The sequence below is a fragment of the Marinoscillum furvescens DSM 4134 genome (assembly GCF_003386095.1).
Lineage (GTDB): Bacteria > Bacteroidota > Bacteroidia > Cytophagales > Cyclobacteriaceae > Marinoscillum > Marinoscillum furvescens.
Genome location: NZ_QREG01000017.1, coordinates 30,989 through 46,648 on the forward strand (window position 1 = coordinate 30,989; position 15,660 = coordinate 46,648).

Consider the following 15,660-nt stretch of genomic DNA (forward strand, 5'->3'; position numbering starts at 1 on the left):
GTAAGGGCCCTCATTAGTGGATAGTTTCGAGATCAATCACAAATCTTGAAACAACTATGAAACACGCCTTTACAATTTTTTGGCTCCTGACCGCCATGACGGTATGGGGGCAGAAGTTTACACCGGATTGGACTCTAGGACTGGGAGCGGGAGTAGTAACTACCGATATGGTCTTAGACAAAGCAGGCAACACTTACCTCACTGGATACTTTACTGGTGCCAGTGCGGATTTTTCACTTGGAGCAGGTGTCGCCAATATCAAATCGAATGCAGGAGGCCAGGATGCTTTTCTGGCTCGTTACGACGCAGCTGGAGGGCTGGATTGGGTGCATGCTTTTGGATCTTCATCAAATGAGCGCTTTAACGCCCTGGTACTTACGCATTCTGGAAACCTTTTGCTTACTGGGTTTTTGGGTAGCAGCACGTCAGGTTTTGATTTAGATCCGGGATCTGGTACCGTCACTGTCACTGCTCAAAACGATGCACTGGTTGCTCGATTTGATACGGCTGGAACCTACCTCAACCACTTTACTATAGGAGGCGAAACCGCGGAACCTCAGGAATTTTTTGACATTGCTGTCAACAATGGAGACTCCATTTATGTGGGAGGGTACTCCAAATATCCAGGGGCAGATATGGATCCAGGTGCTGGCGTATCTCAGCTATATGTCAATACTGTTCACAAAGAAGGTGTTTTGGGTGTTTACGCACCTGATTTTTCATTTTTATATGGTAGAAGAACGTCTTCTAACAAGGGGTCTGAATTTACAAAAATCGGGATTGATGGACATGGTGATGCTTACATGGTACTCCGGTGGAATTTTGAAACACAGAACTACGATGGCTCAGTCACTTTCGAGTATAGCCCAACCTATCAGGCTGCTGTAGGAGGGCATACTAAAGTGGGTAGCGAGCGCTTTATTTCAGGGACAGGATATCGACGTGGTGTAGGAATCAATATCATCAAATTGACCAGGCAGGGTACAATCGGATGGAATAAATCCCTAATGGGAGGCACAACAGCGACTAACGAATTGCATGACTTAATTGGGTTGGGCGATTATATCTATGTGGCTGGAGTGATTCCGAACGGGTACTTTATCAACGATACGAAGAAAGATTTTGGCACAAATGGAGGCCATGGGTATGTGTTTCGATTCAACGCCTCTAATGGAAACGGTGGAGTACTCAAATACTTTAAAACGACAACTACCGCTACTGACTATGTGCACAGTATAGATACCATGTCTGGAAACCTGATGATCGCAGGTCACTGGAATGGCAATAGTACGATGGATTTGGACCCTGGGACTGCTAGCTACACTTTAGGCCACACGGCTTCTGCTAGCTTCTGGGCAGAATTGACTCCTGCGCTCGATTTTCAGTCTGGTGGATTTCTGGCTTCCAGTACAGGAGATGCAGGGTTTGAAAATGTACTATTCAAAAGCAGGGGTAATGGCAGCTTTACACTTGTGGGTAACCATACCGATGAAGCGTCCTTCATTGATGGAAGCTATGGCCCCAACGTTGGAACCTCTGGAACCACTCTGTCGAAGGTAGACTTAATTCCTAATCAGCCGCCTACTATTGCAACCGTAATATCCGATACCTTGATTGGTGCAAGTGAGTTCAGAATGGCTAATATCGAAACGCTTTTTACTGACCCTGAGGGTGGAGAACTGACAATGTCTGTAAATGAGGCGTATACGGAAGACTATTATCTTCGATTGGAACCAGAAGGATTGCTGGCGATCTCCTTTTACAACAATACTAAAGTCACAGTAAACCTCACCGCTACAGATCCTCAAGGAGCAAGTACGAGCCAATCGTTTACGGTAAGGTATACAGATCCTGCGCGCTTAGCTCACACTTATCCGGTAGATGGTCAGCAGCTGGTCCCTACGGATGCATCAATCGGGTTTAGCTACAATACGGAGTTGGATGTCACCTCGCTCGATGGTGTTTTGTCAGTGTGGAGCTCTTTGCGAGGCGAAATTCCAGGTGAATGGAGCTACACAAAAGATACAGCAGTCTTTGTACCTGATACAACATTTTTAGCTGGAGAGCAGGTATCGGTCGCCATTCAAATAGGAGTGAAAGCCGAAAGTGATACCGTGTTGGTTGCTCCTCAGGTATTCCAGTTTGAATGTGCAGTGGGCCAGGGGGTGAACGAATTGGCGTTTGCCACAAAGGAACTTGCTTATGAAGCTTTGGATGTGACTAGCGCAAAATTTACCGACTTGGATGGTGATGGTGATCTGGATATCGTGGCTACTTCCTCTCTGGGGACTGACCTGGTATATCTCCTCCGTGGTGATGGTCATAGCTTTGGCCAACCGGTAAAAATCAATGACACCTACCAGCTCAGTGATGTGTGGTTGGCAGATGTCAATGGAGATGGAGTTTCAGATTTGATAGCAAACTCCAAAGGCTCGGGGGTATATGCATTTTATCATGATGGTAAACTCAATTTCACGGCACATCAATTAATTGATGAAAGCGCAAATGCTTTAGCAAGTTATGTGGCGGATGTAAACCTTGATGGGCTCATTGATGTGGTGCGCACACATATGTCTGATAAAAAAGTATATCTCTTTACTCAAAATGCTGACAGTTCGTTTACCAAAACCAATTTAGCAATTCCATTTGCCTATACTGAATTAAGCGATGTAACTGTAGCTGATTTTACAGGAGACGGCCTGCCAGACGTCTCTGTTAGTACCAAAAATGAGGTGTACATCCTCAGCCAAAAAAGTGATGGCTCGTTTGGGTATAGGGCTCGAGCCCTCAGCAACTACACGGCTTCTCAGTTATATCCTGTGGATATTGATCAGGATGGAGATATGGACATTGCCTATGCACGAACTCAAGCCTACGGGATTGGCATCTTACTCAATGGAGGCAATGGAATCAGTTTTACCAATAAAGCCATAGGTGATGGGGATAATTTTGATACCAAAACCATCGCTGCAGGCGACGTGGACGGGGATGGAACTATCGACCTGGTGACATTTGCTGAATATACCAAGCGAGTGATCGCGCACCTCAATGATGGTGAAATGAACTTTACCAAAAAGCATTTGCTCACTACTGCATCATCGGTCAATTCGGTTTCCCTGGGGGACAGTGATGGAGATGCTGATTTGGATATTCTGATAGGTACAGCTTTAGATGGAGTACAGCTAATTGAAAATCGGGTAATAGAATTGCTGCCGCCTGTGCTGGAGGTAAGCCTCAATACGATTGTACTCGATGAAGATAGTCAGCTGGATGTTACCGAGAAGCTGGATACGCTTTTTTCTGATCCTTTAGGTGAAGGGCTGAGCTATACAGCAATAACATCCAATGATTCGGTAAGCGTCACCATCAGTGGAACTGAGCTGACGCTAGAGACATCCATGAACTTCCATGGATCAGCAATACTTTACCTTTCTGCAACCAACCGAATTGGGACCACAACAGACACGTTGGATATACAGGTAACAGCGGTTAATGATGCTCCGAATCTGGTATCGGCTTTGGATGACCTTTCGGCTACTGAGGATGCTGTAAACGAGCAGGTCGATTTGTCTGAAACTTTTGCCGATGTGGATGGTGATGCATTGGAGTTGTCTTTTGAGGTGCTGGCAGGAAGTGAAAACTGTACCATTGCGCTTTCGGATGATGTTTTGACTTTTGGGACCATTGCTGATGCTTATGGCGAAGTAGAGGTAGTAATAATTGCGAAAGATTCTCAAGAGTTGATGGCTACTGACACCATTTTGCTAACTATTCACTCAGTAAACGACGCTCCTGTATTTGAGATTAGTACAGATAGTATAGTGGTAGGAAAAAATTTCTCTTCTACCGAACGCGTAATTGTCACTGGTCTGAGTCCTGCGAACGAAGCAGATCAAGCGATCAGCTACGCATTGCAACCGGCTAGCGTAGCCTGGGCAAACCTGGCAATCGATGCGAATACAGGAGAAGTCACCATATTGGCAGAGCAAGACCAATTTGGAAGCCAACTATTCACCATTACAGCCAATGATGGTCAGCTGGAGCATGGTACCTATTCCATGGAGTTCTATTTGGAAGTGCAAGACAATCAAACTCCCCTTGTAGTGTCCCAACCTCAGGATGTGACATTTTTGGAAGATGCCGCTAATCGTACAATGATTTCAGATGTGTCTGTATTCTTTTCAGATCCGGAGGGGGACGCACTTACATTTGAGGCTACATCCAGCAATGACACCATTGCTTTAGTTTTTACAGGGAATGAATTGAGCTATGAAGCACCCAGGGACTATTACGGGCAAGCTCAGATCACCCTGATTGCTAATGACGGGAATTCAGCAATTAGCGTAACTTTTGATTTATCGATCACCTCGGTAAATGATGCTCCCGAGGTGACTAATCCTGTCGCAGATCTGTTGGCCACTGAAGATGTTGGGTTTAGCTACAACCTTCCTTTGGATCAGTTCACAGATGTTGACAATGCCGATTTGAACCTCGCAGTGACCGGATTGCCTGCCTGGCTCACTTTTGACGGATTTACGCGGACACTTTTTGGTAATCCAACAAATGACGATGTGGGGGCAGTGACAGTTACCATTACCGCTGATGACGGTGAGTGGTCGGTAGCAGATGAGTTTCAAATCACTGTGGTGAACGTAAATGACGCACCCGAGCTCTTAAAGTCCATTCCCAATATTTCCATACTGGAAGATACCCCAGGTTTTGAAGTGGTAGATTTGGATTCTATGTTTCGTGATATTGATGGAGATGTTTTGAGCTATCAGCTAATCAATAATCACACAGCAGTCAATGTTTCCATCGATCAAAACAATGTGATTACGCTAAATGCTCTTTCAAATAAAAACGGGAATGGCACCATCGATTTGTCTGTGACTGACGGGCAGGAGACCCTTGGCTTCACAGTTGCTGTAGAAGTAATCTCGGTTAATGATGCCCCTGAGTTTACACTTAGTAAATCTTTGATCCAGCTGGAGGCAGATTTCACCGAAAGCGTGCTGATCGATCTGTTGCCTGCTGCTGTACCCGAAGACGAGCAAGGTGAGGTGGTGACCTATAGCATTTCGTCCAATGATGATAACGTGGTGAATGCCTCGGTCAGTGGAAATGCAATCGAGCTAACGGCTATACCTGGCGCTAGTGGTAGTCAGTTGATCACCATTACTGCCGATGATGGCAACGGCGAAAACAACCTGTATCAAGAGGATTTGGAGGTGGAAATTGCTGAAGTGTTGAGTTTAGGAAAAGCAACTATCAAACTTTATCCAAACCCGGCGCAGGACTATTTGTGGGTAACAGGCTTCTCAGGAGCGAATTATGAAATAAGCGATTTGTCAGGTAAGGTGATCCTTCAGGGCGGGTTCTCGTCACAGATTGATGTCACCGGACTTTCACCCGGTACCTATATACTAAGGCTGATAGGAGGTGACTCTAGCGGTTCTTTGGTTTCAAGATTTAGTAAGAACTAAAGTACAATCATCGACCTATCTTATAAAAGGTCGCCCCTGGGGCGACCTTTTTTATAGACCTTTTATCACCCCTTTTTGCTCATGAGCCCAGATCGAGAGGGTATGCGTTTGCCCATTGAGGTCCAGCTTGCGGATGATGTTGCTGCGGTGCTTTTCGATGGTGCGAATGGAGACATGCAGCAATTCGGCGATTGCTTCTGTGCTGTGAGATTCAGCAATCATCTTCAGGATTTTCTTTTCAGATGGTGTCAGTAGGTCGAGCATTTTCTGAATTTCTGAAGACTGTTCCATAGTGGACTGAGCAATGGCCGGACTGTAATAAGTTTCCCCGTTTAACAGTGCTTCGATACACGTACTGATTTCCGTGGTGGTATCTTCCTTGAGGAGGTATCCTGAAAGGTTGAGGCGCTGGGCTTTATGAATAAAAGCAACTTCCTTATGGTAAGAAAGTATGATGATTTTAGTGGTCAGCCCACGTTCGAGGCAGATTTCTGCGATATCCAGACCAGTGAGGTAGGGCATTTCTATATCCAAAATGGCGATTTCAGGTTGCTTGTCCAAAATTAGTTGGAGTGCTTCGGTGCCGTTGTTGGCTGTTCCAGCCAGCTCGTATCCACGCCGTGTTAGTGTGTCATTAAGACCCTGCAATAGTAAAGGGTGGTCGTCAGCCGTGACGATTCGTATGTCTGAAGGGTTATGCATGCGCTAAAGGAATTTTCAGTGACAGAGAGGTGCCTTTTCCAATCATTGAGTTGACTTGTAGCTGACCTCCGAGTATGGCCGCTCGTTCGTAGAGTGTACGCATACCCAAACTGTGTTTGGTGATGTCCGGATCAAACCCAACTCCATAATCTTCGATCATCACATGGATGAAATGGTCTTCAACTTTCATTTCCAAATCTGCAGCGGTGGTTTTACTGTGTTTTATCAGGTTGTTGAGCGCTTCTTGTAAAAATCTATAAAGATGCACTTCCATGTCGGGAGGTAAAAGCCCATCTATGGGAGCCAATTCGTAGCTAAAGAGTATATCAGTGCTCTCGTCCAGATCGGTAAGCATTTTTTCGATACTTGCGCTTATTCCGAGTTTTGTCAGGAGGGCAGGATGCAGTGCCCGTGAAATTGAACGCACCTCATCCAGCGTTTGGCCGGCAAGCTGAGCCAAAGATTCATCACCCTGTGTATTCGCATTGTTTTTGAGTAAGATCAGGCTTTGTCCCACTCCGTCATGCAGATCTCTGGCAATACGTTTACGTTCAGTCTCGTGAGCGTCTAGGAGTTTTTGAGAAAAAGTCTGCTGGAGTTTGGTTTTGGCCAGTGCATATTGCCTGGAACGAAACAGGTAGATCATGCCTATGAGCATGATGCTGGCCATTATAGTTCCCCAGAGTAATTTGGTATTGAAGGCGTTGGAAGTAGCCAATAGTTGAATTTTGTTGTTTTGGTCAGAAATGATCCGTTTCTTCCGTTCACTTTCATACAGTGTCTCCATGTAGAGCACGGCATTAGATCTGTTGATTCGGGTAAGCGAATCATGGAGGTGATTGTAGGTCTGATAGTGATTGAGCGCCTGCTCAAAATTACCTTGAGCAGCCTGAATACGCGATATCAGCCGGTGCATGTCCATGATGGTTTCGGCATCCTTATCTTGCAGAGCATTTGTCAATAGCGATTGAGCTTTGGTCAGAGCCGCATCGAATTGCTGTAGACAGTACAGCGCCTCTGCATCTGCACGATCATAGATCATCTGATATCTGGGTACATTGAGTGCCTGAGATCTGAAAAAATCCATTTTCTGATAAGCTTCAAGTGCTGCATTGGTCATATCCTGGCGTGAATAGGCTTCTGTAAGCTTGTAGAGCAAATAGAAAGTGATGATTTTGCCTGTGTAGTCAGTGGTATCAGCTAAGGTTAGCCCATCCAATATGACCTGAATTTCCAAAGAATCTTCCTGAAGTTTTCGTGCTTCACTGGCATAGTTCAGATAGGTAATGGCAAGCAGCATTTTATTTGCATTGTTATCTGCTGTAGCTATGATTTCCTTTCGAAATTCCACAGCCTGGTCCAGCATACCATTCATACTGTAGAGGTTGGCTCTATTGTTCAATGTTTGCAGTTTGTAATCTCTATCATACTGATAAGCGGGCAGCGACTGGGCTTTGTCCAGGTATGTCACTGCTGTGAGATAGTCTCCCTGATCCAAATAGATGCCAGAGAGGGTGAGGTAATTTAGTCCCAGGTTTGCGCGAGAGGTGTCATTAATAGTTTCAAATGCATCTACAGATGCTTCAAAAGCATATTTAGCGCTATCCAGTTTACGCATGGCATGATAAATATTTCCCTGAGTTTGCCAAAGCTGTGCCAGGTTGCTGGTGGAAATTTGCCCTGAATCAGCTAATGCTGCATTGATGATAAGTAGCGCAGAGTCTGGCTTAGAAATGTTGTATAAATAGTACTCGGCCAAAGTTGAAAGTGAGGAACTGACAAAATCAAAGTCTTTGTTTGCACGTGCATCTACCACGATTTTGTTGATGCTATGTATATCCGCGGCTAGCAGACTGTCGAAGATGTCAGTATAAAGCGACTTTCTCGTTTCCCAGTCACTCTCAGAATTGATCGCTCCTAGCTGCTCAGATAGCTGCTGAGTGGCATGACAGCAAATGCCAAGATGAAGACCAAATAGGAAGAGCAGGCGACGCATAACACTGGTTGGTTTACCGGTGAAAATAACAACAATAGCTGAAAATCTCACTTTTTCCGAAGTATCACTAAGTGATCTACGAGGTAATACGTATTTCTTACTTGCTGTAATCAGTCGAATTTTACAGTCTAATCAAGCCATTGCACCGATGAAAAATCATTTTACCTTTTTAAAGGCCTCTCCACGGCCTGTCAATTGCTTTACGCATACCTTGCTGTTATTCACTTTTAGTTTGTTGAGCTTCTTTGCCTCAGCGCAAGATCTCGTCATGGACCCATCAGCTATTCATTTAGATGCTGATGTAAATGGCACCGATTCAGAGTTTGTTGATTTTGTCAATAACTCCACGAGCGACATTACTGTCACCAATGTGTACGTGGAGGATGATACGGCTTCAGAATTCTCACTTGCCTCCAATTTCAATGCTCCCTATACCTTAGGTGCGTCAGGAGGTTTTGAAGGCGATCGAGCCTTTTACCAAATTTATTTCTCACCCAAATCGGAGGGTAGCAGATTTGTGAAGATCGTTTTTGAAACGGACAGCCCTGAAAGTCCACATAAATTCGACGTGACTGCTACCAGCGAAGTGCCCATCGTGCCGGATATTTCGGTTGCATTTACTAAGCAACCTGAAACATCCACGGTTTTTGACAATCATCGGGTAAACGAAGGTGTACCAGATACCCTATCCGCAACGATAAAAAACGCTGGAAATACAGATTTGATAATTGATGCGTTGGAGATTGCCGAGGGCGATAATGATCAGTTTGTTTTGCTAGATACCTTGTATTTTCCATTTACCATTGGCGTTCAGGATTCAGTAGTGCTTGGCGTTCAAATGAATGCTACGGCTCCTATATCCATACCTTCTCCTGGAATTTCTTCCATTTCGTCATTTCTAAAAATCACGCATAATGACACTATGAAAACCAGTCCGCTGGAGTATCAGCTAAAATTCATAGAAACGGCACCCAATCCCGAAACCAGCGGTGAGTGGGATTTTGGGAGTGTTCTGGTAGGAGAAGATACTACCGCGATATTTACCATCACCAACGCCACCAATAGCCAGATGGATGGTGATTGGGTAGTCAACGGGTTGGACTTTGGACAGTACAGTACAGCCTTTTCGTCTACCACGTCATTTCCCTTTACGTTGGGCGTGGGCGAAAGCCAGGAAGTTTCCGTGACTTATAGTGCGCAGCAGGGACTTCAAAGTGGTCAAATACAGGTAGAGGGAAATGTGTCGCTGAGCGTAGATTTTCAGGCTTCTGGTGTAACCAGAGAGCTTGTCCTTGCCATAGATACGCTGGATTTTGGGGATGTTTATACCGCCCAAAGTACGGGGCAGGAAGTGGCTGAGTTTACCCTTGAATTTACGGGTGGTGCAGATGTCACCATTACTGATCTAAGTATTTCTGGAGCTGATGCGAGCTATTTCGATTACTTTTTTAGTCTACCAGCTACCGTTTCTGCCGATTCGAATTGGCCAATTAGCTTTTTCCCTAAAAATGGCACCAAAGGTGAAAAATATGCCAAGGTGACAATCACTTCCAATGCTGACAATAGCCCTCACGAGTTCATTGTCGCTGGCAATGCGGTATATCCTCCGGAACTCGAGGCTCATACCAATCAAATTGCGATTCAAGCATTGGAGCGAATGACGCAACTTGATACTACGTTAATCATTTCTAATTCAGGCTCTGAGACGCTTACCATCAATTCCTTATCACTCGAAGTTGCCGAAGAGTATGCAACTCAGTTCCAACTGGTAGACGGCCCAGCGACTCCATTCACCCTGGCTGGCGATGATTCATTAGCCATTAACCTACGGTTTGCACCCACAGGAGATACAGATATCTATTCAGATGTGGTCATAGTAAGTAATAGTACCTCGGCCACAACTACCAAAATACCTCTTTCCGCAGAAGTGGTCTATCCAGTAGGGGTCTTGATAGATGCTGATGGAGTCTTGATTGATGAGTTAAGCTTTGGTGATCTCTCCACGGTAGAATCTCTGGCAGACACACTGTATCTGGTAAATAAAGGAACTTCAAATTGGAAGTTGGGCGACTGGTCGGTGGCCGGGTCTTCATTTTTTCAAGTGGCCGATCCAGCACTGGTGGAACCATTGGATACGGCACAATTAATCATCTCCTATGACCCGGCTACCACTGGTGTGCACTCAGCAGAGATCACATCCAGTAGTAATAATTTCCCCAGTGAAATCACACTAAACTTAACTGGAACAGGTATCCAGCCGTTACTCTCATTTTCACAAAGTATCTACGTGGGCGAATCACTCATAGGAGATACCCTCATCTATCAGCAAGAGTTAGAAAATACCAGTGAATACACGGCTACTTTAAGGGGTGCTACGCTCAGCGGAGTAGATGCCGGGTATTTTCAAATACTGAATCTGGAAGAAGCGGTTTCCATTTCGGAAGGAACGAGTTACACCCTGGAGATTCAATTTACACCATCAGAAGCCAGGGTCTACGAAGCTCAGGTTCAGTTGGTAACAAATGCGGTGAATGGCCCATTGGAGGCAACGCTGACAGGTACCGGTACAAATGCACCTAAATTTTTTACACCGTCAGATACCGTGATAGTTGCGGAAATGATGGCGGGAGAGGAAACCACCCTTGCGGTGCCTGTTGCTAACTGGGGGACGGCAGACCTTGAGCTTAAGTCGGCTGTACTGGCTGCTGGCAGTTCAGGAGCATTTAGTCAGGGTGCTGATAATGATGGTTTTGGCTTGCCAAAAACATTGCCTGGAGACGGAAGGGATACCATCTATGTTCGTTTTGCTCCAGCATATTCAGGTACTCATATGGGCGTGCTTCAAATAGAAACCAACGATCAAAGTGCCAGCACTAACCAACCAACTTATGTTGCCACTATTTATTTGCTCGCCAATGTCTTAGGCCCAAAGGCGGAGTATGATGTAGCATCAGTAACGATTGATTCGGCCTTTGTAGGTAAGTATGCTGAAAAGGAGTTTACCATCACCAACACAGGGCAGGGGGATTTGACGCTCGATTTTCTTTATCCTCACCCGGATTCTGTTTTCCAATTGTACTATGAGGGATATGAAACACCAACTGCACCGGATGCTTACACTTTTGTGACCATTCCTGAGGGGCAAAGCCAGCAAGCCATTGTGCGATTTAGCCCGATAGAAATAGGCTTTGTGGAGTCAAATGTAGAGGTGGTCATTCGTGATGCTCGTAATGAACGTATCTATGAAGCTATTCCGGTGAGTGGCAATGGGTATGAACCTCCCGTAGTGGAAATTGGTGGGCTTACCTTTGAGGGAGATCGGTTCATCAGAGAGGGCAATATCAAGACCCTGATGGGCAATGTGCATGTTGGTGATCTGGAGCTTGGAGAAGAGGTGGCTATAGACCTGGTAAATCAAACCATCTCGGGTGATGGTGATGTGCAAGTGACCGGAGTGCCCGCTAATGGAGCCCTGGCAGGGGGTACTGTAAAGCTCCGCACAGGAGGGTTCTTTTACCATGTAAATGGGAATGACAATTCACTAAGCCTTTCAGCCAATAAAAAGAAGGGTAAGGATTTCTTTGAGGTGATCGGACTTACCATGGAGATCAATGATCTGAAAATCAATGAAAAAGGGGTCTGTGCAGGTGGAGGCTTGTCGTTGCCTGAAATAGTATTTGGGCCGGATGCTGGTTTTAAGTTGGACAATGTTTTGATTTCGAAAAGTGACGGCATTGACATTGCTGGCACCTTCAATTTCGAGTCTCCAGTAACTATTTATGAGGCCTTTTCACTCGAATCTGTAGAAGTGTCCTTTGATTCGTTCAAAGAATGCTTTACGGGCAAAGGCACCCTGGCAACCCAGGGAGTAGCATTCGAAATGAGTATTGATGCCGAAGTGATCCTGAAAAAAGGAGGGCTGGATGGCGTAGCACTTGAAGTAGAGACCATGCCAGGAGTACCTCTTGGTCAGTCGGGCTTCGCACTTGCAGGTGGCAATGGAGCCATCAAAGGTCTTCGTGTGCCTCCAGTATCCATGGCGCTTGGGGTAGACCTTATCCCGGTTGCTCCAGGCTTGCACAAATTGGTTCGGTTCAACAATGTAGGCTTTGAGTACACCTTTGGAAACTCTCTAGAAGCAGGAGGAACCATGCAGCTCTATGGTATGGATGTAGCCAATGCAAAAATAGCCGGTAAGAAAACGGTAATTAGTGCTGAGGCTTTCGTGGAATTACTCGGGGTTTTTAAAGGAAATGCGCGCATAAGCATGGAGCCTTTCGGCGAAAAATTAAACCTATCGGGCAATGCGTCTTTAGCCTATACGATCCCTGCTATGCAAGAAGGGTTTCCAGATTTTGTGCGTGGTGCGGTGAATTCTGTACTACCTATCACAGTGGCCGAGGTGAGCACTTCTTTTGATGAAAAACGAATAACAGGTGCTGCAGTTTATCCGCCAATTCCTTTCCGATTATCTGCTACAATCACTTTGGATGACGATAAACCAAAATTGACTTTCGGCGCAGAATTTACCCTGCTCAATAATGAAAGTGGGAAAAGTAACGGTCGTTTAAGAGTGGGTGAGCTTCCATATCTGGTCGCCATGGAGCACGATGCGGAGCTGATGAGCCAAAATCATTTGGAGGGCCAAAGTATAACAATCAATAGTCGGGTAGATCCACGGGGTAGGTCGCTTCAGCTTTCCGAAACAGTCTTTCCTTTTTCACTGACCAGTGAACATGAAGCCGTCATTATTCGGGTAGAAGGGGAAACGGAAGTTCCGAGTTTTAGCCTCCGATTGCCAACCGGTCAGGAGGTCACAGCAAGCAACGCAGAAGCGATGGGGTACGCGTATACGACTTACGAACCTGCCAATCAAGCACATATACTGATGAGTAAAACTCTGGTAGGAGACTATGAAATTGTTATTGAAGGCACGGGAAACTATCAGCTGGACATTGCTGGAGCCAGTTTTGGTCCTGGAATAGAACTTATGGATCCTGAGCACCAGGAGGAAGCAGATGAAGTGATCATCAACTGGACGGATTCGGATCTGGATAGCGATGCTGAAATCTCACTCTTTTATGACACAGATGAGCAGGGTGCTGATGGACAGTTGATCGTGGCAGACTTGTCTGAAGATGACCCAACTGACAGCTACACCTGGGACGTGTCAGCTCTGGAAAGCGGCAATTATTATGTCTATGCCGTGATAGATGATGGAGTCAATGTGCCGGTTACGGTTTATGCTCAGCAGCCTGTAAGTATCGAGCGAGTTTCAGCAGTCGAATCGCCGGAGCTATTAACGGCCACCGGTGAGTCAGAGGGTGTTAGACTCGAATGGAGTAAAGTAGCTGAAGCAGCCTACTATCGCCTGTACCTGGCAGAGGAAGGAGAGGTCACCAAATCGTCCAGGTCTCATCATGTAGGCAATGATACGGTGGTAGTAATGCCAGAGCTTACGGGTGGTCGCAACTACCAGTTTGCAATCAGTGCGGTGGCGAATGGAGTAGAGTCAGAGTTGAGCAATGTGCTAAACCTCCAGTATTTGACTGCAAATAACACACCGCAAGTAGCTGTGTCAGGCATGAGAGAAGTGAAGGTAGGAGTAGCCAGCGAGCTGCAGGTTGTGGCATCAGATGCCGATGGAGATGAGCTGGAGCTAACCCTTGTAACTGGTCCTGATGGTATGGCACTGGCCAATTCGGTATTGAGCTGGACGCCTGAGCAATCACAGGTAGGGATGCATCGTGTGAAGCTACGGGTAAGCGATGGTCAGGTGGCTGATAGTTTGGAATTTGATATGACAGTGATCGATGAGCAAAGCTCTCGAGCAGCGATTTCTTTTGATCAAAATAGATATTACGGAACAGGAGCTCAGGTAAATGTGAATCTTCAAGATCAGGGATTAAATCAAGAGGTAACAGCTCGTGAGTCAGCTACTGTGAGTGTATTTTCTACAGAAGATCAAGAGGGCTTTACGCTCACTTTGATGGAAACCGGAGTGAATACAGGTACCTTTTCAGGTGCATACCAATTGGGCGAAAGTACTCAGGACGGAGTGCTGGCAGTGGGTACGGCTGATACTTTGTTTATCACATACACGGATGCTTATCCGCAGGAAGAAGTACAAGCTATTGCTTTCTTTCAGCAATCTACTGAGACCAATGCGCTACCTACTGCCATTGAGTTGTCTAACAAGGTAGTTAGCGGGAATGTAAAAGCAGGAGATATTGTAGGAGTGCTTTCCACTACCGATTCGGATGACGATACGCATACGTATCGGCTGGTAGCCGGTACCGGAGACGAGCACAATGCTTACTTTAAACTTGATGGTCAGGCACTACAATGGTCGGGTGATTTGAGTTCGCTAACGTCCGCTGATTCCTTGCTGAGCATTCGGGTACGTACCCAAGATCCTAAAAACGGAATCTATGAACAGAAATTTGAGTTGACCGTGGAGTCGATTCTAAATGCCACAGAGCCAGACAAATTACCTGAAATCAAAGCGTATCCAAACCCAACTCATGGTCGACTGATCGTAAAAATGGATAGCCGTGATGAAGCGGTTGCGATAAGCCTAATGAACGCCAATGGAAAAACGGTGATAGACTCACGATTGGAAACCAAACGCTTTAAACACAAAGCCACTATAGATCTTGAAAACTTACCAGCGGGTATTTACTTCTTGCATGTCAAGCATCAAAATCAAGTGGTGATTAAGCGGATTGTCAAACAGTAAGTTGAAGCGGTGCAATAACTCTTACTGTATACCGCCTGTCGTTCGGCAGGCGGTTGACTTTTATTCGTAATTGGGTATGTTAAGCCCTAAAATGATGTCGCGCTTGCCGTAATAGACTCCATTCTCTTCAGATAGTGGTATGACACCCAAGCCGCCACGTGGGTTTTTTGCCATCAATCTCGATTTTGGAAGCAGCGGATCATCCTCAAATTCAATTTCAGCTATGTAATAATAGCGGCCATTAGGCTCTAAGATGGTCAAATGAATGTGCTGAGGGACGTTTCGCCCTGGATAAGATGCAGGTCTGATCGTGCTAAATTGATACCGGCCATCAGCATCTGATCGCACCCAGGTTCTGAGGTTTCCATGTCTTCTGGCCCATCCCGTGTCATCGGGATTGCTGGGGTAGATTCCATCGGCATTGGTGTGATAGATGTAAATAATTACGCCAGCGACAGGTGTTTAATCCGCGTTCATTACCTGTCCACTGATGATACGGTTAATGTCCTGACTGCCGATAGGTAAAGTATCTGTGCTGCTAAGTTCCTTTTCGGAAAATTCCAGGACGGCCTCACATCCCTCGCAGGGTCCACCTACAAGGTAGGGTGTTGCTTGTTTTTGGCCCTGGGTACAAGCGCTTAACCCTAATATCCAACAGATGAGTACATACTTTTTCATATTACGTTAAACCCATTCCGTGTGGGTGGTTGAAAATTTTACATCAGTGGTTGGGCAAAAGG

The 15,660-nt window shown here is 45.8% G+C and carries 4 protein-coding genes and 1 pseudogene; 2 read left to right on the forward strand and 3 right to left on the reverse strand.

Features of this window, described 5'->3' with window-relative positions:
* Window positions 1-56 precede the first annotated feature (56 nt).
* Complete coding sequence (locus C7460_RS16475) at window positions 57-5,483, forward strand: FG-GAP-like repeat-containing protein (protein ID WP_115869228.1); 5,427 nt, start codon at window positions 57-59, stop codon at window positions 5,481-5,483.
* A gap of 51 nt (window positions 5,484-5,534) precedes the next feature.
* Here C7460_RS16475 and C7460_RS16480 read toward each other — a convergent pair whose 3' ends face one another.
* A complete protein-coding gene (locus tag C7460_RS16480) occupies window positions 5,535-6,185 on the reverse strand; it encodes a response regulator (RefSeq protein ID WP_115869229.1) in 651 nt (216 codons plus the stop codon).
* On the reverse strand, window positions 6,178-8,181 hold the full coding sequence (locus C7460_RS16485; RefSeq protein ID WP_115869230.1) for a tetratricopeptide repeat-containing sensor histidine kinase: 2,004 nt from the start codon (window positions 8,179-8,181) through the stop codon (window positions 6,178-6,180). The genes C7460_RS16480 and C7460_RS16485 overlap by 8 nt, the downstream gene beginning before the upstream one ends.
* Before the next feature lie 148 nt (window positions 8,182-8,329).
* On the opposite strand from C7460_RS16485, the gene C7460_RS16490 reads away from it, so the two are divergent.
* Window positions 8,330-14,920 carry a choice-of-anchor D domain-containing protein gene (locus C7460_RS16490; protein ID WP_115869231.1) on the forward strand — a complete coding sequence of 2,197 codons (6,591 nt, stop codon included), beginning with the start codon at window positions 8,330-8,332 and terminating at the stop codon, window positions 14,918-14,920.
* Window positions 14,921-14,980: 60 nt separating this feature from the next.
* Here the strand turns inward: C7460_RS16490 and C7460_RS16495 are convergent.
* A pseudogene (locus C7460_RS16495) lies at window positions 14,981-15,367 on the reverse strand (dioxygenase family protein); the annotation flags it as partial.
* Between the last annotated feature and the right edge of the window lie 293 nt (window positions 15,368-15,660).

What these genes read in the sequence shown, in the direction of transcription:
- C7460_RS16480 (WP_115869229.1), bottom strand. Translation starts at nt 6,185, where the DNA reads ATGCATAACCCTTCAGACATACGAATCGTCACGGCTGACGACCACCCT.
- C7460_RS16490 (WP_115869231.1), top strand. Translation starts at nt 8,330, where the DNA reads ATGAAAAATCATTTTACCTTTTTAAAGGCCTCTCCACGGCCTGTCAAT.
- C7460_RS16475 (WP_115869228.1), top strand. Translation starts at nt 57, where the DNA reads ATGAAACACGCCTTTACAATTTTTTGGCTCCTGACCGCCATGACGGTA.
- C7460_RS16485 (WP_115869230.1), bottom strand. Translation starts at nt 8,181, where the DNA reads ATGCGTCGCCTGCTCTTCCTATTTGGTCTTCATCTTGGCATTTGCTGT.